The 21422-nt window shown below is 62.2% G+C and carries 16 protein-coding genes and 1 pseudogene; 1 reads left to right on the top strand and 16 read right to left on the bottom strand.

The window, feature by feature from the left end:
- Positions 1-56: 56 nt before the first annotated feature.
- The 12 genes and pseudogenes from V1289_RS44640 to V1289_RS44585 form a co-directional block, all read right to left on the bottom strand.
- Positions 57-452: a hypothetical protein gene (locus V1289_RS44640; RefSeq protein WP_334405914.1), complete on the bottom strand. Its 396-nt coding sequence runs from the start codon at positions 450-452 to the stop codon at positions 57-59.
- Positions 449-658, bottom strand: a complete 210-nt coding sequence (locus V1289_RS44635; protein WP_334405913.1) for a hypothetical protein — start codon at positions 656-658, stop codon at positions 449-451. Before V1289_RS44635 ends, V1289_RS44640 begins: the two co-directional genes overlap by 4 nt.
- A gap of 178 nt (positions 659-836) precedes the next feature.
- On the bottom strand, positions 837-2318 hold the full coding sequence (locus V1289_RS44630; protein ID WP_334405912.1) for an AAA family ATPase: 1482 nt from the start codon (positions 2316-2318) through the stop codon (positions 837-839).
- Positions 2319-2501: 183 nt separating this feature from the next.
- Complete coding sequence (locus tag V1289_RS44625) at positions 2502-2651, bottom strand: hypothetical protein (RefSeq protein WP_334405911.1); 150 nt, start codon at positions 2649-2651, stop codon at positions 2502-2504.
- Positions 2648-3607, bottom strand: coding sequence for a ParB/RepB/Spo0J family partition protein (locus V1289_RS44620; protein ID WP_334405910.1), 960 nt, complete (start codon positions 3605-3607; stop codon positions 2648-2650). Before V1289_RS44620 ends, V1289_RS44625 begins: the two co-directional genes overlap by 4 nt.
- Before the next feature lie 696 nt (positions 3608-4303).
- Positions 4304-5155, bottom strand: a complete 852-nt coding sequence (locus V1289_RS44615) for a hypothetical protein (RefSeq protein ID WP_334405909.1) — start codon at positions 5153-5155, stop codon at positions 4304-4306.
- Positions 5145-6413: a tyrosine-type recombinase/integrase gene (locus V1289_RS44610; protein WP_334405908.1), complete on the bottom strand. Its 1269-nt coding sequence runs from the start codon at positions 6411-6413 to the stop codon at positions 5145-5147. Before V1289_RS44610 ends, V1289_RS44615 begins: the two co-directional genes overlap by 11 nt.
- A 681-nt stretch (positions 6414-7094) precedes the next feature.
- Positions 7095-7936 (bottom strand): annotated as a pseudogene (locus V1289_RS44605) (IS5 family transposase).
- A 414-nt stretch (positions 7937-8350) separates the two neighbouring features.
- Entirely contained in the window at positions 8351-8566 is a 216-nt protein-coding gene (locus V1289_RS44600; RefSeq protein WP_334405907.1) for a hypothetical protein, read from the bottom strand.
- Between the two features lie 157 nt (positions 8567-8723).
- The gene (locus V1289_RS44595; RefSeq protein WP_334405906.1) at positions 8724-8849 is read right to left on the bottom strand and encodes a hypothetical protein; all 126 of its coding nucleotides are present in this window, start codon (positions 8847-8849) and stop codon (positions 8724-8726) included.
- Positions 8850-8955: 106 nt separating this feature from the next.
- The gene (locus V1289_RS44590; protein WP_334405905.1) at positions 8956-9234 is read right to left on the bottom strand and encodes a hypothetical protein; all 279 of its coding nucleotides are present in this window, start codon (positions 9232-9234) and stop codon (positions 8956-8958) included.
- Positions 9231-9686, bottom strand: coding sequence for a hypothetical protein (locus tag V1289_RS44585; protein WP_334405904.1), 456 nt, complete (start codon positions 9684-9686; stop codon positions 9231-9233). The genes V1289_RS44590 and V1289_RS44585 overlap by 4 nt, the downstream gene beginning before the upstream one ends.
- A 475-nt stretch (positions 9687-10161) precedes the next feature.
- Here V1289_RS44585 and V1289_RS44580 point away from each other — a divergent pair, with 475 nt between their 5' ends.
- A complete protein-coding gene (locus tag V1289_RS44580; RefSeq protein ID WP_334405903.1) occupies positions 10162-10392 on the top strand; it encodes a hypothetical protein in 231 nt (76 codons plus the stop codon).
- A gap of 34 nt (positions 10393-10426) precedes the next feature.
- On the opposite strand, the gene V1289_RS44575 is transcribed toward V1289_RS44580, so the two are convergent.
- The 4 genes from V1289_RS44575 to V1289_RS44560 all read right to left on the bottom strand — a co-directional run bounded on the left by V1289_RS44575 (position 10427) and on the right by V1289_RS44560 (position 21126).
- Positions 10427-12187 carry an IS1634 family transposase gene (locus V1289_RS44575; RefSeq protein WP_334395305.1) on the bottom strand — a complete coding sequence of 587 codons (1761 nt, stop codon included), beginning with the start codon at positions 12185-12187 and terminating at the stop codon, positions 10427-10429.
- A 268-nt stretch (positions 12188-12455) separates the two neighbouring features.
- Positions 12456-13633 (bottom strand): IS3 family transposase gene (locus V1289_RS44570; RefSeq protein ID WP_442896102.1). Its coding sequence is split into 2 segments (ribosomal slippage): positions 12456-13342 and positions 13342-13633, totalling 1179 coding nucleotides; the frame shifts between segments, so codons are not numbered across the junction.
- Between the two features lie 171 nt (positions 13634-13804).
- Positions 13805-15925, bottom strand: a complete 2121-nt coding sequence (gene pbpC / locus V1289_RS44565) for a penicillin-binding protein 1C (RefSeq protein WP_334405902.1) — start codon at positions 15923-15925, stop codon at positions 13805-13807.
- Positions 15922-21126 (bottom strand): alpha-2-macroglobulin family protein, encoded by a 5205-nt coding sequence (locus V1289_RS44560; RefSeq protein WP_334405901.1) that lies wholly within the window; start codon positions 21124-21126, stop codon positions 15922-15924. Before V1289_RS44560 ends, pbpC begins: the two co-directional genes overlap by 4 nt.
- Positions 21127-21422: the final 296 nt, after the last annotated feature.

Raw genomic sequence — 21422 nt, 5'->3', positions numbered from 1 at the left:
TTGATCCTGAGAGAATCCTACGGCGGCTGTCATTGACATCGCCAGAGGCGCGGATGTCAGTCGGAGCGATTATTTTTGAGGATCCGGTAAATCTGCCGCTCGCCGATTGGCTCGTCGACCAACTTCAAGATCTCCCAGAAAAAGCCTGCAATCTTTAACGGATCGGGATTTTGGTGCAGATCCGATTCCACCCGTAGCCACGCGCGCGAGCGATAGCTCGAAAGCCCCTTGGCGATCCCGCACGCTGCCGCCCAGGTCGTTTGCCCCTCGTAAAATTTTCCCGAAACTGTGCGAATCAGGGCGTCGCGAGCCTCGAGACGTTCCTTATGTGACCGCGGCGCCCTGGCGAGCTCGTCGAGAGCGTCGGCCGCGGCTATCGCGTCATCTGGCGATGGGCGGATTTGCGCGCGCAACATGGCGGCGACGCGCTGTAGGGCTGCAGGTCCGCTCAATTCAGCCTCGCTCGATCGAGGACCGGCAAGCCGCCGAGCGTGTCAGCCCAGCTTTCTGCGGCGCGCCGGGCCTCGGCGTAGGTCGAGCCGGTCCACAGCAGGTGTCGGCGGTTGCACGCGCAGGGAGTGACCCAGGCGACCCCGAAACCGAAGCCCGGGTCCATAATCTCTACCCATGTGTCGCGAAGCGCGGCCTGCACGGTCATGCGAACACCGCATTTGCGACAGTACGTTTTTCGCGCCGGCAACCCTTTCGCAACAGCGCAACAGTAGGTGCCCTATCCCTAAAGGGATAAGGGCAACTGTCGCACTGTCGCAAAGTCGTGTCGGGTTGCGACAGTTGCGACACTGTGTTTGCGACAGTTCGAAACACTGTCGCAGGCATCAGCAATTTGCCCACTGATCCACCTCTATGAATGGTCGGTCGTGCCGGGATTCATCGGGGCGCTGAACGACCTTCAGCGCCTTGTTCTCGATCCAGGTCCGCAACAGTGATTTGACCTTGGCCTTCGCTGCCTGGTCGGTCAGGTCGAGCCCAAGCACGTCGGCAACAGCGGAACCAGCCCAGCCGTTAGCGGTCGGGCTTTGCCGCCACGCGCCTGCCGCGATTGCCTTCTGAACGCGGAATAGATCGTCCGTGGTGACGCCGCCGAACGCGGACGGCCATTCCCATGGCGTGACCACGCCGACGCTATCGCCGTGCCCCTGCGGGCCGTTGCCAAGCTGTACGCTTTCGATCTTGAACCAATCGGAACGATCTGCCGGCGGCGCGAGGTTGCTTTTGTCGTTGAATGCCCGGAAATACAGCCGCGGATTGTCTGCGCCACTGTCCTGAGCTTCCTTTTCGGACATGCGATTGATAGCCCGCACCGATCGGCAAGCGTCCGTGAGGGCCTTGGCGCCGCGCGACGATTCCACCGTGACCTCAGTCTCGTTGCTGCCCAGCTTGCGGGTATGGTGGATCAGGTGCACCGCGCAGTTTCCAGCATCGGCCACGCGCGCCCATTCCTTCGCGATCATATCCATGGCGCCGTTGTCGTTTTCTGAGGCCTCGTGGCAGCTCACAAAAGGGTCGATCACGATGACGTCGATCCTGCGGGCGATGATTTCGGCAATCAGGCCATCGACCACCGGCCGAACGATAACCGCGCCGTTGCGCGTCGCCGTCGCCACAACGAGCCGCTGATCTCGTCCGCTGTCGACGAAAAGCCGATCGCCAATATCGTCCGCTGATAGCCGGTAATGCAGCGCGCCAGCCTGGATTCGCCGCGCCGTCTCTTCCTGGGGATCTTCAAGGTTCCAGAGCCAGGCGCGCATAGGCCGCGTGACGACCACACCAAGTAACGGTTTGCCGGACACCATCGCCAACGTTTCAGCGGTGACGAGCGCTGATTTGCCGACGCCGCCGGGTGCGACCGTCGCCGAAAGGAATTTCCTGACCAACAGATGACCGTACAGCCAATCGCGGCGCGGAATGGTTTCGGGCTGACGCCACGCGTAAGGCGTCGCGCTGATGCTTCCAGAAGCGCTTTCCGCTACGGAAGACGTTTTCTCCCCTGGGTCGGCCGTAGCGGCCTCGATCGCCGACGCCATGATGTTCTGCACGGTATCTGGACCGTGATGGTCGACGATGCCGCTCAATTCGGCGGCCGTCCAAAGGTGTTCGGGAATGTCTTTGTCGACCAAGAAGCCATTAAGCTGGACGCGCGTTAATCGTTGCGTAAGCGTTACTAGCGCCCGCAAACCGTCGTCAGGATCGCGGCCGGCAAGGCAATGCCTGGCCTTGGCATATTCGCTGTTGGCCGCAGCCGGCGTCAGCGCGGCCAAAGGCGGAAATGTTAGCGGTTCGGTTGGTGCCGGCATCATTGCACGGCTCCATAGGCGAGCATTGCAATCGTCGCTGCCGTATCGGGCAGCAGACAGAACCGGCGTGCTACACGCCTCGCCTGAATCTCTTGAAGATCCTGCGGTTCTGTGGCAGTGTTGGCGAGCGTTGCTAGCGCATTTTGTTTTCGGATTGGGCCGCCTGCCAGGGCGGCTCTTTCCGTTTCAAGGGGTGGCAATTAGCGCCTCCCGAGCGTGCTCTAAACCGTTCCCGTTCGAAACGGTTTGCGCTGTTTTGCCGCCGACGAATTCCGCCAGCACCCTCGCCGCGGCTGCGGCGTGATCATCGAGCATGATCGGCAGGCGGACCGTCATCGATCGTCCTTCCATGCGTCGGAGAAATCGGCGAGCCACGCGGCTGCCGGGTGAAGACGTTCTGAAATTATGATTGCGGCGTCCGATCCGGCGAACCATCCGGCAACCTCATGAGCTGGGGGCAGGCCGGATAGAGTAATGATTGCCTCGCGCACACGGTCGCAGATCACTGCAGGACCGCGCGCTGGTTCCGACCGGACATTTTTAAGAAATGAGGCCCGAGCATTGTCGCTGGCCGTTTCCCAAAACGCCTGGATGACCTGAAGATCAAATTCGTCGCGCTGTTCTGGAGTCGACTTCGGCGCCGCAAAACGCGCCTTCCGGCTTTTCTTTTTCTTCTTGCGCGTGTCCTGCTTTGACGCAGCAATCCGCTTGATGATGTTCACCTGGGCCGCGGGTGACTTTTCCGTTGCCGCCTCCAACAACGCGGTCCGATTATCATCGAGGCCAGCGTTCCGCGCAGCAGTTTTAGCTTCGTCCGATATGGATGCGACCTTGACAGCCCGCTGAACGTCTCGCTCATTAACGCCGATCTCGCGGGCCGTCGCGGATGCCTTTCCGGGGCGACCTCCCTTGTTGGGTGGAGTTTCCGACATCTTGTCGGAAACCTTAGCGGCCACCAATTCGACCCATCGTGCAATCTGCGTATCGCGCTCCAGCGCGGTCAACTCATTGCGATGAAGGTTCTCGGCGATCTCCTGCATCTGTCGGTTGATCTCATCGCCGGTAACGAAGACGACTTCGATATCGTCCCACTCCAGTCGACGGGCCGCCTCGAGCCGATGCCGTCCGGCGACAAGGTGCGCCGCCGTATTATCCGGAGCGTAAACCGATATCGGCTGAAGCTGGCCGAGAGTTTTCATGCTCTCGACCAGGCGCAGCACCGCGCCCTCGTTAAGCGGCCGAAGCCGCTCGCCTACATGAATACTGTCAACGAAGACGCGCTCGATCTTCATTATTCGGTCCCTCGGGAACGGTTCGTTGGTCGTCTGCTCCGTCACCGGCGCACCGCCGAACCAGTGAAATCCGCAAGGCAACGCGCCGCGGCGTCAGCCTGATCTTCAGATGCGAGCCGGGGTGATAGCCAAGCGAGGTCGCCGCTCGGTGAGTGGTAGCTCACGGAATAGGCTTCGCCGCCCTCGCCCGATCGATCGCGAACGGGCGTGACGGACACGAGTCCGCCAGGACGGCGAATGTCAGCGGCGAAGACGGGATGACGTCGCGCGTTCCCAGCCATCGTCACGATGCCTTCGCCTGAACGATGGGAAGGGACCGGACCCAACGCATCAGCTCGTCATGTTCGATAATCGTAGCCTTGCCGTCTTTTCTGGCAATCAGTTCGCCGCTCTTGATAGCGCCGAAGATTCGGGTTCTCGTTCGACCTGACGCGACCGCGGCGGTAGCTGGCGGATACGCAATCGGCGCCGCCGTCACGTCCGTGACGACAAGGAAAGGCTTTGAGCTATTAGCTGCGGTTGTGTCTGACATCCATGCGCACCCTGTTTTCAGGAAGTCCCACCGAGTACGGCCGGACATGCGCTAAGAGATACGAATATTCAGACTGAAAGATATCGTGATGATCGAGCGCGATCGGCACTGAAAGTTCAGTGTCATTTGGAGCTAATCAGACCCTAAAAATTCCAGGGTCAATTTCAATCAATCGCCCTTTCGCCCTTTACTTGATTGTGTCTGGATCCAAAATGTTTTTTGTAATGTTCTCCGAAAGTGCGGAGAGTGCCGGACTGCAACTGGTTCATTTTATACAAGACATGACTGTCCATTGTTGGCGATCGTGTCGCAGCAATGGATAAGGCGCCGGCTTCCTTGGCGACCCGCCACGTTTCATCGAACCCATTGGTCTGTTTTTCTTTTTTTTCCCAATCCTCAAGCGTGCCTTTGGAAGCGCCTATAGCGGCTCCCACGCGAGCCTGCGCAATTCCTTTCTTAACGCCCTGACCAACAAGAAAGGCGACGTGCTCCAAGGCAAGCGTTCGGGCTGTTGACCATGCGTGCGGGGCTCCATGTTCGCCTGTTACGCGGTGCTCGAAGATCGGACGCACCTCTCCACGATCAAGCGCCAATAAGGCATCCGTAATTTCGAGAAGAAATTGGCGGGGTATAATGACGGTTGCGGGGTCAAGAGCATCGCGATGGGTTGGCGGTCCACTTGCAGCCTCTTGCATCTTCAGAAGCGAACCCAATCTTACTCGGTCGTATAGGTCGCCGTCGGGAACGCCGCCAGTAACATCGTGAATGCACGATAAAATCCATTCGCCGATCTCTGCGGAGATCAGGGACCAGAGCGGGAAGGCGTTTGCTAGTATCCGCTTTGTTTTGTCAACATCGTCGCTCCCGACTTCGCTTAAATGAAGGGCTTTCAAAAGGTGCAGTTTTTCTAGCGCTGTTTTGTGCCGCTCCAGCGGATCAGAAGGAACGTCAACTGGCCGTAGATATGCCTCCCATAGCTCATTCCTTCGTTCCGCTTTGATCGGACTATCTGCCATGCGTCACCCCCTTGAGGATGTCGCCTAGGGTCGTGGCCCATAATTCCATCGCCGCGCGTTTCTCCTTTGCGCGCTCATACAGATCGTAGTGCTTTGAGCCGACGTCGGTCGGCGTGTGATTTAGGCAAGCGTCCCGGTCTTCTTTCGCTACGCCTAGTTCGGATAGCCGCGTTGCGAATGTCCGGCGCAGATCATGCGGCGTCGGCGGGTCGCGCTTCCAAGTTTTACTTCCGGGTCCAGTGAGCTTGTCGCTTTCACTCATGCGACGCATCGCGACCGCGAGCGCGTGGCCGTCAATTGGCGCGGTGCGTTTGATCGGGGATGGAAAAAGGAATGCATCGTCTTCGTCGATAATCTCGCGCGCGCTCTGCACCACTGAGAGGGCCATAGGCGACAACGGAACTAGATGCGCGCGCTTGTTCTTAGTCCGCTCGCCCGGGATGATCCATGAGGCGCTGTCGGCAGATTCCAGCGCCTTCAATTCTCGCAGGTCGATTTCAGCCGCTTCGCTCGGCCGCGTCCCGGTCAGCAACTCCAAGCGCATCGCCAACCCAGTGCCGCGGCTGACAGGGGACAGAAGCGACCGGCGCCAAAAGAGCCGGATCTCGGCGTCCGATAGGATTCGGGTTCCGGCGGTTTCCTCGCCACGCTTGCGAAGTCGGGCACAAGGATTGGCTGACAGTACATCGGCATCAAGGGCGAAGCTGAAAATTGACGATATGAGCGACTGAACCCGGTTCGCCAGAACGGGCTTGCCGGCGGTCACGATGCTTTCGACCAGCTCAATCACGTCGGCGCGGCGGATGTCGTCAATCTGGCGATTTTTCCACTTCGGCAGGACGTGCAAACTCAAGTTGCGGTCGTCCCCGTCCGCCGATCGCTTCTTGCGGCGGGAGTGCTCGACCATGAAGCGCTCGGCAATAGCGCTGAAGGCCCGCTGTGAGGCGGTGGCGCGGCCCTTGCGCTTTTCTACCACCGGGTTGGCGCCGTCGGCCACGGTCGCGCGCATGGCGTCCGCGCGCGCTCTGGCGTCGCCGAGCCCGACATCCGGATAGGTCCCAATCGTCGCCCTGGTCGACGCCCGGGTGACCGGGTCACGAAACCGGAAACAGAAGGTCCGCGAGCCTTTCGACGTGATCCGAAATGAGAGGCCAGCGCATCTCAGATCGGCGAATTCGAGACGGCCGCTTGCGGGGGCGGGTTGAGCCCGGCAAAATGCGTCCGTCAAAGCCTTCCGATTCTCTACGCGCTGATCCATCTGCGTCCCCAAGTCAGTCGCGCCGCTCTGCCCGATTTGCTCCCGGGGACACGCCGGGGACACAAAATAGCTGGATGCAACGGAACAGAACGGGACCTAATGGAACGGATACCGCCTCAAAAGTCAACGAAATAGGGCTTTTTACAGTGCCGTTCGGTCCCGTTGAGTGTGGATACTCTGACTTTTAATCATGGGGTCGAGGGTTCGAGTCCCTCCGCGCTCACCAAATAAATCAAGTACTTAGCTTAATTTCGACAATCTTGGGAAAAGCTCCGTGTGCGCACTGTGTTGGCAAATCAGTTGCCACCCTCGCCGCTCGCGCTGAAAACGGGAATTGGCTCCCCATGACTCTGGGAAGCCCGCTGGTGAGTCCGGCCGCTGCGGGCTATGTGCCGGTCGATCAGCGCCAGCGCACGGGCGAGTCTGTGCTGCTGCCCAGTCGCGCGTTCCGAATCGAAAGGGGCCGCATTACCGCGACCCCTTGCTGATACAAATTTGTACGGAATGAAAAGCCAGCCCCAGCAAGAGCCAGCTTAGTGCTTTCCACAGACATTGAGGATTCCGTACTAACACGGTGTTTACCGGAACCGGGAGTGTCCTAATCCACTTTCGCTCTGTCCACATGCAGGCCGCATCCGCAACAGGCGCGGGACCGAAGCCCCCCTTAGAGTCTGTCCGGGATCATGCTGTTTTTTGACAGAGCTTTCTGAGCATGAGGCGGATTGAGGCAAGGCGCAAGAACGCCAAGGCCTTTCGGTTGAGGCACTCCCAATCCTTGGCCAAGCGGCGACAGCGATTGAGCCAGGCGATGGTGCGCTCGACGATCCATCGCTTGGGCAAGACCGCAAAGCCCTTTGCTGTATCGGAACGCTTGACGATTTCCACGTCGATTTGCCGGAGGATTTTGCGAACGGCGGACTGAAAGATCGGCCCCTGATAGCCGCCGTCGGCATAGAGCTTCAGCAGGAATGGATGCAGGCCAAACAGTGTGGCCATCACCAGCACCCCGCCGTCACGATCCTGGATGTCCGCCGAATGTACAAGGGCGTGGAGCAATAAGCCCTGGGTATCGACTAGGATGTGGCGCTTCTTGCCCTTGATCTTCTTTCCCGCATCGTAGCCATGCGGGTCAATCCACGCCCCCCTTTTTCCGCGCTCTTGACGCTTTGACTGTCGATGATGGCGGCGCTCGGGCTGGGTTCTCGGTTGGCCAACTCCCGACATTGTACATAGAGCGCGTGATGGATGCGATCGAGCGTGCCGTCCCAAGTCCACAAGTCAAAATAACCGTGCACCGTGCTGCGCGGCGGCAGATCCTTCGGGATCGCTCGCCATTGGCAACCGCTGCTCAGCACATACATCAGACCATTGACCACCTCACGCACATCCACCGTGCGCTTGTTTCCGCCTCGCTTGGCTGACGCAATCAGCGGCTCCACCAACGCCCATTCCTCATCGGTCAAATCGCTGGGATAGCGTAGCCGGCTGCGGTCGTAACGACCGCGGTTCTCTTTCGTCCACATCGGCGCTCCTTCAGATTCGGACCGCCTCCCTTGAATCACAAATGATTCCGATGATTCAACATGTTTTCGGACAGACACTAAGTTTAGGAAAGCCGCTGGCGCCACTCTGGAGTCGATCGGCGCGTAGCTAAGTCCGCATGCAGTGATCAGCCACAGTCCTCATCTACACCAATTCCGTCTTGCCAAAGCAGAAACGCCAGCAACGCCATGCCTGGTGTCCAGGATAACATCATTCCCAAGAGTATTGCTTGTAAAGTCGTCATGGGCTTTTCACTCCCTCGACGTTGCTTTGCTCAGGATTAAGCGCTTTGGACCACTGTCGGTTGCCTGCCAAGCTCCCCGCTCCGCACAACACAGCATTATTACTTCTGCATATCGCGGCGCACAAAGAGACAGTCGTTTCATACCGCGTGCTCATGCGTCGGCCCTAAGCTCTTGCTCGATCGCCTTCAATCTTCGGCCGACAGCGCGGTCGATCGCGCGCGCCTCTCTCGTGGTTACATCTCCCTTGACGATTTCGGACATCATGCGTGCCGTGAGCGCTTGAACCTCATCGAGGTTCATCCCTTCAATCTCTGCGATCCGCCTCTCGACTTTGGGGCTCAAACTCGCGGGCTTCTTGTTTCCCATGTTGGCTCCTATCGTTCTGATGATTCTGATCCTGATCCCCGGCGGCGCCGAAACAAGACGCCAGCACCGCCGAGATTGTGGATAAGTTACCGCCGCCGCCTAGCGTGACCCGCCAACCGTTGCCGGTTGCGCTTCCTCATCGATCGGCGCCGGCGCTTCATGTTCGCCTCGCGACGATCGTTCGGACAAGCCCCTTCAGGTCGCCGCAGATCAGCCAGTCGAGGCTGATGCGGTACTTTTCCGCGAAGCACAGCAAATCATAGTGCTTGAGCCGCCCTCTCACCTTTGCGACTCCGATTCGGGTACGCCGCAGTCGGCCGCGATCATGTCGATCCGCCGTCTCATTTTGTCTTTGAAATTTGCCCGCTTTTTCCGTTGGTCGGCGTTCATCATCGCAGCCCCCTTTGGTCGAGCAGGGCCTGCATATAGCCGCTGATGAATTGACGGCCGCTCTCGTCGAGCTCGACGAGCTTGGCCCTAAACTCCCGATCCAGCATTGTGCCGCGCGGGAGCGGCAGCCGGGTGACGGTCGCGGATGGCTGTGCCGCTGCTGCGGCCTTGGCCTCTTTTGTCGACCGTTCCTCCGGTGTGCCGTTCTTCGATCTCCGCGGCTTTTTGGAATGGACTCGGCGGCTGGCGCTGTAGGGAAATTTGACAACGTTGCTCATGCCAGCCCCCCAATATTCTTGAGGGACGCCGCGAAGCTTTCAACCAGGACCGCGGCGTCTGCTCGGTCGTTGATCATCCACTCCGTCTCGAACTCGCTCGACAGCTCCTGAAAGTAGTCCAGCCATGCCAGTAGGCCGGACAGCGTGGTCGGAGGCGTCGCAACGAGCGCTTCAAAAGCCTCGCTCTCGTCATGGCAGGGTTTTGTCGAAACCCAATCCACGCGGCTGCTGATGCCGTATCTTCGTTCAAGGCGATCTTGCAGCTTGAGCGAGGCCATGTGAGCGGCATGGGTCCGTCGGTGCATTTCGATCAGATCGAATACGGGATCAGGCGCCGGCGCAGTAGCGGATTCAGCCGGTGCTATCGTTGCTGCGACGGCGCCGGCCGCAAGCGTCAGGACGTGCCGCCGCGTCTGGTCGACGGGCGGAAACATAGGTCTTTGCAGTGTCATGGTTTGTCGCTCACTGGTTCGGCTGATCAAAGCCGTCGCTCGGTGTCAGACCGAGCAGCCGGGGGTTGATCACCAGCCAGTGAGACTGGTCGAGACGCTTTTAAGGGCCGAAACCCTCTGGACAGCACGCTCGCCCCCGGCCATCATCTGGCCGTTCGGAGCCGCGCCGCCAAGCGCGTCCGTCGAAACCCTGAAGAAGGGTCTCATGCCCGCCGCTCTCGACGCCAATCGAGGGCACTGATCCTTAGATGGATTGCGGGTATTCACTGGTCCGGGTGATCAAACCCAGCGCGCATGCTCCGCTGATTTGGTTAAAAAAGCAATTCCCCTCAACGGGGCCCCTTTGCGCGCGCCCTCGCGCGTGGATAGCGGGCTTTGCGGGGGTACCACGCTATAGTGCTGGAAACCGTCTTTGGGAGAGCGCTTGATCGTCGGAAGCTCCAACCGATGGCGTAGGTCGGCGGTGGAAATGGCCATGGAGTTCACCCGCGTCATTAATCCCGTCGAGGACATAGAAATATGGACCGCGAGCAGCGACGGCTTTTCGTTCGTGATCAGTTATGAGAGCCGCAGCGGTCCCGGCTTTCACGGACCGCCCGGCTATGTGGCATCGTGGCGTCCTATCTATCAGAACAGGGGCGCCATCAGGGTCGGCGGCTCGCCCTTTAAACCGAAGTTTTCACCCATGAATCGCATAAGTATCTGATGCGGTTTGATCATTCGTCCGCGAGGCTACTCGGTTACTGGACACGAACGGGATTGAGCCCGAGCAGATCGAAGGCCGCCTCCTGGAGGGCGGTTGGTTTGGAGTGAAGGGTAAAGCGGTGCTTGGGGCGCGCGGGCACGTGCATGGTGTTGCGAGCGAGTGTTCCGAGATGCGCAATGAGGTCACCGAAGCTCATGACGCGCTGACCGTCTGCCGATCGCCTGGTTGTCTTCTTGACCTTGACGACGTCTGACGGTGCGGTGGCCGCAACTGGAGAAGTTCGCTCCGCTTTGGCTGCTGCCAGATCGGTGTCGTGGAACAACAGCGGCGCTAGGGCCTCCCGTAGGAGCCACTCGACATGGTAGGCGAGCATGCACAGGAAGACATGAGCCCGCACCCTGTCCGCGGTCCAATGACGGATCGGCCGGATTTCCAGATCGACGCTCTTCAGGGATCGGAATGCCCGTTCGACGTGCGAGAGATCCTTGTAGGCCTGAACTGCTTCTGCGGCATTCAGATGCTCGGCAGGCATGCTGGTTCGGATCACATAGATGCCGTCGAGGCGCGCCTCTGCCTCGATCTGATCGAGCCGTCTATGCCAGGAGAGATGACCATCGCGGATCGTAACGACGAAGTGCTTGGCCATCTTTCTTTTGTTAAGAACCGCGCCGACCGCCAGACCTATTTCGGCAGCGTCACGCAAGGGAGCGTTCCTGCGCCGGACCTTGGCTTCGATCCGGGCCAGTTCGCGTTCAGTCACTGCTAACAAGTCCTCACGCTTGCGCGCCCGTTCGGCGGCGAGGTCGTGATTGCGGCACGCGATCAGCCGTTCGCCTGGGAACATGTCCGGCGCGCTGATTTCGGCGAGATCGCGATCATCGAACAACGACAGCTGTAACGGCCCATTTTCCGCGGCCAGCGCCTGCACCGCCGGTGCACGCAGGCAGGTGATCCAATCGAGATTCGCGGGCCTAAGTTCGTCGCGAATGCGGGCCGAGGTGATCATGCCGCGATCTCCGACCAGCACCAGACGACTGATCCTGAAGCGATCCTTCACCTTCTCGATCTGCGCGCTCAAGGTTGAGGGATCCGCGGTGTTGCCGTCGAACACCTCCACGGCGATCGGCAGTCCCTCGCGTGTGCAGAGCAGCCCATAGACAATTTGCGGCCGGTCCTTGCGGTGATCCCGGCTGTGGCCATAGCGCGCCAGCGGGCAGCAGCGGCCCTCGAAGTAAGATGAGCTGACGTCATAGAGGACCAGCACGCCGTCTTCGAGATGCCGCCGCGCCAAGCCATTTTCGACGCGGCCCTGACGTTCGAGCAGCCAATCCAGCGCCTCATAGGCCTCCCGCTCCTTGACCCGGCCAAGGTGCAAGACCGCGCCCAGACTCGATACCGCCGTCTCCTCATCGATCGCGCGGACAAAGCCCAGCTTCGATCGTGGCGCAATCAACCGATCAACCACCATGGCGACAACGAGATCGCAGCAGCGTCGCGAGGCCGGATCCTTCGCCGCACCCAGAATCAACCGGTCGAGGCCAATCTTGCGGATCATTCCAAGCGCCGCCGCAACATGGCCGTGCGGCAATGAGCGCTCGACTTCCAGTTCCTGCGGACCAGTGCCGATGACCGTTCCGCCCTTCAGCACCGCCTTCAACGTATCGATCATATCACGCGGCAGCTTGCTGAGATTGGCCAACGTCCGCTTCTGCGAACGGCCTTGCTCGTCGCGATAACTCTCCCGCAGCAACACCGCAGGCGGAGAGTCTCGATTGGGCACCATCTCGATGAACATGCCCGAATCGAATCATATCCTCGCCGATTTGGGAATCCCCTTACATGGACACAATCACAGGATCATTCCCACCCTAACCCACTGCACTGACTCAAGTCTCTCCTGACGACACGAGCAAACTTCGGTTTAAAACGCTCACTGAGGCCGAAGAAGCTTGCAGGGCCATGCGGGGGTACCTGACGAGCTCGTTGAGCGAGGGGTGATTGCCAAGCCCTCACGGGCGGCTTTCGCGCAGGAACGTGATCTTCCCCCGAAAAAATGGACAGGGTTAAGCTGCTTTTAGCTCCATCTCGATCGGGCTGAGATAGCCGATGGCGGAGTGACGACGCGTTCGATTGTAGAAGCCCTCGACATAGGCAAAGATATCACGTGTGGCTTCTTGCCGTGTTGCATAATGCCGGTGATGGACGAGCTCGGTCTTGAGAGTGTGGAAGAAGCTTTCCATCGGGGCATTGTCGTAGCAGTTGGCCTTGCGGCTCATTGAGGCCCGCAAGCCGGCAGACTGCATCATTTTGCGATACTCCGCCGAAGCATATTGAACGCCCCGATCGGAATGGTGGATCAGGCCGGCACCAGGCCGCTGTGCTGCAATGGCCATCCGCAAAGCCGCCAATGGCAGGTCGGCGCGCAAATGATCCGCCATCGCCCAGCCGACGATCTTGCGGCTGTACAGGTCCATGACGGTGGCCAGATAGAGCCAGCCCTGATCAGTCTCGACGTAGGTGATGTCGGCGAGCCAGATCCGGTTCGGCGCGGCGGCGGTGAAGTTCTGCTCGAGCAGATTCGGGGCAATCGGGAAGTCGTGACGGCTGTCGGTGGTGCGCACCCGGCGTGGCCGCGCCATGATGGCCCTGATCCCGTGACGGCGCATCAGTCGCTCGATGCGACCGCGGCTCGCCCCGCGGCCCTGGGCCTTCAGCTCGGCATGGATGCGCGGGCTGCCATAGCGTCCGCAGGCCTCGCGGTGGACCCGTTCGATGTCGTCGACGAGCGCACGATTGGCGGCGGATCGCCGGCTCTCCGGGCGCGCTCGCCAGGCATAGTAGCCGGCCGGCGAGACACCGAGCACGTCGCACATCAGTGACACCGGGTAGTCAGCGCGGCGATCTTCAATGAAACGGAATCTCATGTCCGCGTCCCAGCAAAGATCGCGATCGACTTTTTTAAAATGTCGCGCTCCATGCGCAGCCGTTCGTTCTCTCGCTGCAAACGAGCGATCTCCGCCGCGTGGTCCGCCGACGGCACCATCGCCTGCGTTGTGGGGCGCCGCGCCGGTGCCGTCGGCTCCCGCCCAGCCCCACGCTGCTCCACCCAGCGCCGCAATACGGAATCGCGCAGGCCAAGTTCCTTGGCCACCGATCCGATCGAGCGACCGCTCGAAGCCACCAGATCGACTGCTTGCCGCTTGTAATCGTTCGTAAACGACCGACGTTGACGTGCTTCCATCCGACACCTCCTGGCTCCTCGAGCCTACTACAGGTGTCCATCAATTCGAAGGAGGTTCAAAAGAGCTGCAACAGTTCGCCTTTTTCGGCGACCGCCCCGCGGTGGCTCCCTCTCACCCGGATTGCTTCGCAATCCGACCTCTCCCCGCAAGCGGGGCGAGGTAAGAGGAACTCACTGCACCCGGATAACAACCGTATCCGCGGCACCGGTCGCATCGATCACCGTCAATCGCGCAAAACCCGGTCCGGGCGGATCGATCAGGCGCTGGCGGCGGCTGTCGATATCGCCGACGGAAACGCCGTTCACCATCATGGTCAGCGGCAGCACGCCGCCGGCGATTTTGACCGGCATCGCCGCGAACCGACCGTCATTGGAACGATCGACGTCGATCCGCGAGCCGTTCAGCGGAAACTGGATGTGCGGCGCCTGCTCGCTGCCGGTCCGCACCAATTCGCCGACGGCGCGGAACCGCCGCAGCGGCAGCGGCAGTTTGGCGTTGCTCGCGACCAGCGCCCCCTTCGGAGGCTTCGGCAGAGCTGAGGGGATTTTGCCGGTACGCGCAAACGCGTCGAACAGGATCGGCGCCGCGGCGGTGCGGCCGACCAGCCCTGGCACCGGCGCGCCGTCGGGGCGTCCGACCCATACGCCGATGGTGATGCGGCCGTCGAAGCCGACCGACCAGGCGTCGCGATAGCCGTAGCTGGTGCCGGTCTTGAACGCGATCCGGTTGTGCACGCCGTTTTCCGGCGGCGGCGTGCCGATCAGGACATTGCCGACCTGCCAGGCCGCAGCCTGATCCATCAGCCGCAGGGGATCGCGCTCGTCTTTCGCCAGCATGATCTCGCGCAGCGGCCGCGTGGAGCCGAGCCGCGCCAGCCCGGAATAGAGCTGCGCCAGATCCTGCAAGGTGACGCCGACGCCACCGAGTCCCATCGCGAGCCCCGGCGCTTCGTCTTTCGGCAGCACCAGATTGCCGCCGGCCTGTTTCAGCCGGGACGACAGCCGGCTGGCGCCGACGCGGTCGAGCAGCTTGATCGCGGGCACGTTCAGCGAGAGTTGCAGCGCCTTGCGCACCGGCACCGTGCCCTGAAAGGTCATGTCGAAATTCTCCGGCGCGTAGGAGCCGAAGCGGATCGGCCGGTCGTCGATCAGGCTTTCCGGATGGACAAAGCCGTCTTCGAACGCGAGGCCATAGATGAACGGCTTCAGCGTCGATCCGGGCGAGCGCAGCGCGCGGGTCATGTCGACCTGCCCGGCCCGCCGTTCGTCGAAATAATCCGGCGAGCCGACCCGCGCCAGCACGTCACCGCTTTCATTGTCGACGGCGATGATCGCAACCGAAATGTTCGGCCCCTGCGCAATGGCACGGTCGCGCGCCAGCGCCTCCAACACTCTCTGCAGGCTCGAATCCAGCGTCAGCCGGATGACCGGCGTATCCTTCATGATCGCGATCGCCGCATCCGAAGAATGCGGCGCCAGGATCGGCATCTGTTTGCGCAGCCGCGGCACCGGGATCGCCCTGGCTTGAACCGCATCGTCCGCCGAGATGACCTGGTCTTCCACCATGCGATCGAGCACCCGATCCCGCGCGGCGCGCGCGTGATCGGGATAACGGTCCAGCCGCCGCGTTTCCGGCGATTGCGGCAGCGCTACCAATAGCGCGGACTCGGCCAGCGACAGCCGTTTCGGCTCCTTGCCGAAATAGGCGATCGAGGCAGCGCGCACGCCTTCGAGATTGCCGCCGAACGGCGCCAGCGCCAGATAGAGATCGAGAATCTCATCCTTGTTCAATTGCCGCTCGATCTGAAACGCGCGCACGACCTGGCGCAGCTTGGCGTAGACCGAGCGTTCGCGCCGAGGCTCCATCAGCCGCGCCAATTGCATCGTGATCGTCGAGCCGCCGGAGACGATGTGGCCGCTGGTCACGAGTTGAAATGCCGCGCGGCCGAGCGCCAGCGGATCGACGCCGCCATGCGAATAGAAGCGCCGGTCCTCGTAAGCGAACAGCAGTTTCAGATATCCGGGGTCGATCGCGGTTTTGGCGTCGACCGGCAGCCGCCAGCGGCCATCCGCCATGGCGTAGGCGCGCAGCAGTTTGCCGTTGCGGTCGACGATGGTGGTGGAGACTTGCCTGGCCTGATCGAGCGGCAGCGGGCCGAGTGAGTAAACCCAGGCGGCGAAGGCGCCGGCAATGATCAGCCCGGCGACGGCTGATACAGCCGCCGCATTCTTGATCCGTCGCCAGCGATGCGCGCTATTCGCCGCCGGCGCTATGGTCGCCTCCTCGCTCATTTCGCCGAACGCACCTCGACTGTGCCGGTGCCGGAACGGCCGTAGCGCGAGGGATTGTACATGTCCTCGACATAGGCCTGCGGCAGCACGTATTTGCCGGGAGATACCGCGCGCACGACATAGGCGACGGTGAACACCGCCTTGTCGTCGCTGGCGCGGTCGATTGCCGCGGTGAAGCGGTCATCGCGGAACTCGGTATTTTCCGGCTCCTCGCCATCCTCGATCCAATCCAGCGTGCCGGAGTCACCCGAGGAAACCAGATGCGGATTGTCGATCTCGAGACCGGCCGGCAGATAATCGGACACCATGATGTGCCCGAATTCCGGCTTGGCCTCGGTGACCTTCAAAACGACCGCGAAGCGATCGTTCTGCCTGGCCTTGGTGACATCGGCCGGCTTGCCGTCGAGCGTGAAATAATTGCGCTCGATCTTGAAGCCGTTCGATGCCGCGGGCTCCGGCGTGATCGGCGAACCGGAGACCGAGACCACCGCCTGTACCGGCGCATCGCCGGTGTTGGTGATCTTGACCGGCTTGCCCGCCATTTGTTCCGCCTTGTAGCTGCGATAGACCGCCGTCTTGCTCGGCTGCCCGTCGATATCGAGCGTCAGCGTCTCCTTCGCCAGCGCGCGCGCTGCCAGCACCATCCACGCATTTTCCTGCGTCGAGGTGTAGGGCGTGAGCCCCCGCGCCGCTTCGACGCGCAAAACCGCCTGCGTCAGCGTCGCCCGCGGGGCGTTGCCTTCGCTGGCAAGCGACACCAGTGCGGCGGCGTCGCGTAGCGCCGAGCCGTAGTCGACCCGCCCGAACTCGATCACGGGCTTTGGCGCCAGCGCCTCAAGCGCGGCACCATAGACACGTTCCGCCCTCGCCTTGTCGCCGACCAATGCCAGCGCCGCCGCCAGTTGCGATTTTGCTATCGGCGTCGCCAGATTGTTCAGCTTGGTGTCGGCGAGATAGCGGAGGTCGCCGATCGGGGCGGCGCCGTTGCGGGCCAGCACATAGAGGCCGTAGGCCAGATTGCGGCCGCCGTCCTTTTCCGGCTCATTGGCGTTGACCACGGAGTTGCGGATGCGGTCGAGCGCGTTCTTGAACAGCACATCCGGCACCGCAAAGCCCTTTTCACGGGCGCGGGTCAGGAAATCAGTCACATAGGCGTCGAGCCAGGCGTCATCGCCGCCCGCCGACCACAGCCCGAACGAGCCGTTCGAGCCCTGCCGCGCCAGCAGCCGGTCGATGGCGTCCTTGATGCGCTCGTCGACCGCCGTATCCATCGCCAGATGGGCGCCGGCCGCGAGATCATTGACGTACAGCAGCGGCATGGCGCGGCTGGTAATCTGCTCGGAACAGCCGTACGGATAACGGTCCAGCGCCTTCAGGATAGTCGCGGCATCGAGCGCGGTGGAGAGGCTCGCCGACAGCGAGACGCTGCCGGTGCCCGGGACCAGATCGGAGAACATGTCCGACGTCAGCGTCAGGCTTTCGCCTTTTGCAAGAGTCCGGATCGAGCGGCGTGCCAGGATCTGCGTCGCCGCCTTGACGTCCAGCGCATAGTGCCGCGACAGCGCCAGCCCGTTCGGCCCTGAGATGTCGACGTCGAGGTTGGCGGTTCCGGAACCGCCGGCGTCGAGCCCCAGCGCCATCGACGTGCGCTGCTTGGCCGCAAGCGTGGCGGCGGTGGTCGGATTGCCGGTCACCTTCACCGGGCCCGAAGTCTTGACGTTGATCGCGTAATCGCCGGGCGCGCCTTCGACATTGTCGAGGTCGATGCTCATCGTGCCGTGGTCGCCAGTGAGCAGGAAGCGCGGCAACGTCGCCGTCAGCACCAATGGATCGCGCACGATGACATCGGTGGTGGCCCGGCCGACCTTGGTCGAACTCCACGCCACCGCCATTACCCGCGCGGTGCCGGCGAATTCGGGAATGTCGAAACTGACCTCGGCTGACCCGTCAGGCCCGACCGTGACAATGCCGGAATACAGCGCCAGCGGCTTTTGCGTGGGCGGTGAGCCCTGCAGCTCGGCGCCGGCGGAATCGCCGCCGGTCTTGAGCTGGCCGCGGGTGCCCTGCATGCCGTCGATCAACTGTCCATAGAGGTCGCGGATCTCCGAGGTCAGGCGGCGCTGGCCGAGATAATAGTCATCCGGCGCCGGCGGCTTGTAATTGGTCAGATTGAGAATGCCGACATCGACCGCGGCGACCACGATCTTGGCGTCCTCGCCGGGGTTGAGCCCGCCGAGCTTGACGGGAATCTTCAGCGAGGTGCCGGGGCGTACGAGGGCCGGCGGCGACAGATTGACCTGCAGCGTGCGGGTCTTCTTGTCGATCCCGAACCATTTTAGCCCGATCGCCCGTCCGGGCATCCGCAGCGCCGCGGCATCGAGCGGACGGCGCAGGGTCGCCAGCACATACGCGCCGGCCCCCCAATCCTTTCCGACGGCAATCTTGACCTGCTGGGTGCCTTCCCTGACGTCGGTGGTCTGCGTCGTCAGCAGGCGGTCGCCGAGCACGTTGATGGTGAGCTTGCCGGCCGAGCGGGCGTTGACCGACACCACCATGGTGTCGCCGGACGCGTATTCCGGCTTGTCGATCGAGGTTTCCAGGAGATCCGGCGTATCGGCGCTGCCGTCGGAATACCAGCCGACATCGAACTGCACCGAGGTGACCGGCCCGTCCGCTTCTGATGATTTGACGTCGAGGCGGTAGCGGCCGGGCTGCGGCGCCAGCGTGACGCGCGACGGCTTGTCGGCCGCCAGATTCAGATCGCCGTCGGCAACCCGGCTGGTCGATTTGACCGGTTCATATTCCCAGGACGAGTTCTGGCGGTACCATTGATAGCGGGATTCCATCTTGAGCAGTTCGTAGCGCAGGCCGTCGCGCGGCAGTTGCTTGCCGTCGGGGGCGACGAACACCACGTCGAATTCGGCCTTGTCGCCTTCGGCGACGCTCTTGTCGCCGAACAGTGGTTTGATGCCGATCAGGTTCGTCGCGGGCGCCACCGGCAGCACCAGCTTGCGCTCGACCGCGCGGCCGCCGGTCTCCGCCATGCGGATGAATATCTGGGCCTCCTGCGGACGGGTCGATGACGGCGGTTTTGCCAATGAGACCGGGAAGGTCGCGACCCCGTTGGCGTCGGCTTCGGGCAGGTTTTCGATCGGCGTGCGCTCGTTGCTGGCGGTCTCCTCGTCGGCGACGCCGAACTGGTAGCCGGGGTAACCCGGCCGTGCCGACGCCGGTGCGACCAGCATGTCACCCTCGAGCTGCAGCCCGGAAGCCGGTGCGCCATACAGGAAATGCCCGTCGACCTTAAGTTCTACTGGAACTTCAGCTTTGATCAGCTTCTCCTTGGCGGTGAGATCGAATTCGATCCGCTCCGGGATGTAATCCTCGACCATGAAGGTGGTTTCGCCAACCGACGCCCCCTTGGGGTCGGTGAAGGCGCGTACCCGCCAGGTCCCGGTCGGGACCGCCGAGTTGAGCGGCACCGCAAAAGTGCGGCCGCCCGCGCCCTGATCCGCCAGCACGGCGCGGCGGAACTCGACGCCGTCGGGCCGCTCGATGACCAGCGTCAGCGGTCCGCCGGTCATGGCGTTGCCCTGCCCGTCGCGTAAGAGCGCTGTGAGATAGACGGTCTCGTTGGAGCGGTAGACGCCGCGCTCGGCATAGACGAAAGCGTCGGCGCCGGCCGGCACGGCCCGTCCGGTGACGCCGCGGTCGGTGAGATCGAACGCGCTGGTCTTCAGGCTGAGGAAGGCGTAGTCGGCCTTCTCGCTCATGACGGTCAGCATGGCGGGCGACAGGCCGCCCTCGCCGCGCGCGAGCCCCGCCTCGAACAGCACGTGGCCGGATTCATCGGTCTTGCGGGCCGCCAAAATCTCGTTGTTGCGCGCAACCAGCTTCACCTCGGCCCTGGCGACCGCTTCCGTCGACGCCAGCGAATTGACGAAGACGTGGATGCCGTCATTGCCCGAGAACGCGGTGAGGCCCATGTCCGAGACGATGAACCATTGCGTCGCCAGCGTGCCGTCATCGTCGCTGCCGGGGCTCTTGGGGGCGGCCGTCATGACATAGACGCCCGGCTGCAGGTCGCCGAGCGCCTGGTCGACCGGGAACGCGGTAATGACGTCCTGGTTGAGCGTGGTGGCGGTCGCGAGTTCGCCGGACCAGACCTTGACGCCCCGCTCGTCGCCGAGATCGTTGAGCTGGTAGCGGCTCAGCGTCTTCTGGAAGTCGCTGTCGATCACGGTGTTGATCAGGTTGCGGTCGCCGATCCGGAATACGTTCACGTTCACCGCGGGCGTATTGACGCTGACCAGCGGGATACCGCGCTGACCGGTACGCGGCAGCACATAGGCGCGGCCGGTGAAGCGCACGAACGGCTTGCGGTCGCGGACATAGATGTTGAATTCAGCCGATTTCGGCAGGCTCTCCTTGACCGTGGACGGCAGGCCGGCGCGCAGATTGATGTTGTAGCGCTCGCCATGCTTCAGGCCGTCGACACAGAGCTGCTTGGCCTCGGCCGTCAGCGCCGGCTTGTCGGTGCCGGCCAGCGCCAGGAACGGCGCGAAATCGACCCGCTTTGCCAAATCCTCGGAGAACTGGAAGCAGGCCCGCGGCGACGCCCCATCGGAATCGACGGTGTAATCCAGCAGCCGGAATCCGTGCTCGTCGCGCATCTTCTCGTACTGGCCGCGGACATCGGCGACCTCGCGCATGTCCAGCGACAGCCGCAGCGCATCCAGCGCCCGCCGCCACAATTTCCGGTCGGACATCGCGCGGCCGAGCACCGCCAGCGCGTCGGCCTCCTCCGCCGGGTTGCCGGCACGCTGGTAGGCGATGTAGGCGGCCGTCGAGGCGCGCTCCAGCAGAAAGGTCTGCTCGCTGGAGCTGGCGGAGCGGATCTGGAAGATCGTCTTGGCCAGACGCAGCCAGTTGGCGCTGTCCTCCGGCGTGGTGGCGGCGATCTGCCCGAGTATCTGCAGCCCGGTCCGGAAGTCGAACCGCTTGAAGGCCGCGTCAGCGTCGGTCCGCAGCGTCGCGTTGGATTTGGCGACCGGGCCCGCCTCGCTCTTGATCTGGGCTTCCAGCTTGATCGCGGAATCGGCGAGATCGTCGCGTTTGAAGGCCTTGTCCGCCGCCTGTGCCGCGACCAGGCCAAGCGCCAGCGTGGCGCAAAATGCTGCGGCGCGAACCAAACCGATCATGATGGAGCTCCCTGCGCGGACGACCGCCGCGTTGAGTTGAGAAAAATGCGCGAAAAGGTGACGGACTGATGGCGGGGGAACCGGCGCGCGAAAAAGTCGCATGCGACATTGCTGAACAATCCTTGGTCGTAGCGGTCCCTGGCTCGCGCCGGCGGGCTACCGGCAGAGCTTTGGGTCAAGGGCGGATCGGACCCAATGGTCCGCCGTCTGGCTTTGTCGCTGACTTGAAGAAATCGGTTCAGAACGGACTTGGCGCGGAAGCGGATTTTTCATATTGGCAGTGCTAGAAGACCCCC

Origin of the sequence: Bradyrhizobium sp. AZCC 2289 (assembly GCF_036924615.1) — a bacterium.
In the GTDB taxonomy this organism is placed as follows: domain Bacteria; phylum Pseudomonadota; class Alphaproteobacteria; order Rhizobiales; family Xanthobacteraceae; genus Bradyrhizobium.
This window is presented reverse-complemented; position numbering and strand designations above follow the sequence as displayed.

What these genes read in the sequence shown, in the direction of transcription:
- V1289_RS44625 (WP_334405911.1), bottom strand. Translation starts at nt 2,651, where the DNA reads ATGACGGTCCGCCTGCCGATCATGCTCGATGATCACGCCGCAGCCGCG.
- V1289_RS44615 (WP_334405909.1), bottom strand. Translation starts at nt 5,155, where the DNA reads ATGGCAGATAGTCCGATCAAAGCGGAACGAAGGAATGAGCTATGGGAG.
- V1289_RS44630 (WP_334405912.1), bottom strand. Translation starts at nt 2,318, where the DNA reads ATGATGCCGGCACCAACCGAACCGCTAACATTTCCGCCTTTGGCCGCG.
- V1289_RS44580 (WP_334405903.1), top strand. Translation starts at nt 10,162, where the DNA reads ATGGAGTTCACCCGCGTCATTAATCCCGTCGAGGACATAGAAATATGG.
- V1289_RS44610 (WP_334405908.1), bottom strand. Translation starts at nt 6,413, where the DNA reads ATGGATCAGCGCGTAGAGAATCGGAAGGCTTTGACGGACGCATTTTGC.
- V1289_RS44590 (WP_334405905.1), bottom strand. Translation starts at nt 9,234, where the DNA reads ATGAGCAACGTTGTCAAATTTCCCTACAGCGCCAGCCGCCGAGTCCAT.
- V1289_RS44585 (WP_334405904.1), bottom strand. Translation starts at nt 9,686, where the DNA reads ATGACACTGCAAAGACCTATGTTTCCGCCCGTCGACCAGACGCGGCGG.
- V1289_RS44620 (WP_334405910.1), bottom strand. Translation starts at nt 3,607, where the DNA reads ATGAAGATCGAGCGCGTCTTCGTTGACAGTATTCATGTAGGCGAGCGG.
- V1289_RS44635 (WP_334405913.1), bottom strand. Translation starts at nt 658, where the DNA reads ATGACCGTGCAGGCCGCGCTTCGCGACACATGGGTAGAGATTATGGAC.
- pbpC (WP_334405902.1), bottom strand. Translation starts at nt 15,925, where the DNA reads ATGAGCGAGGAGGCGACCATAGCGCCGGCGGCGAATAGCGCGCATCGC.
- V1289_RS44600 (WP_334405907.1), bottom strand. Translation starts at nt 8,566, where the DNA reads ATGGGAAACAAGAAGCCCGCGAGTTTGAGCCCCAAAGTCGAGAGGCGG.
- V1289_RS44575 (WP_334395305.1), bottom strand. Translation starts at nt 12,187, where the DNA reads ATGTTCATCGAGATGGTGCCCAATCGAGACTCTCCGCCTGCGGTGTTG.
- V1289_RS44560 (WP_334405901.1), bottom strand. Translation starts at nt 21,126, where the DNA reads ATGATCGGTTTGGTTCGCGCCGCAGCATTTTGCGCCACGCTGGCGCTT.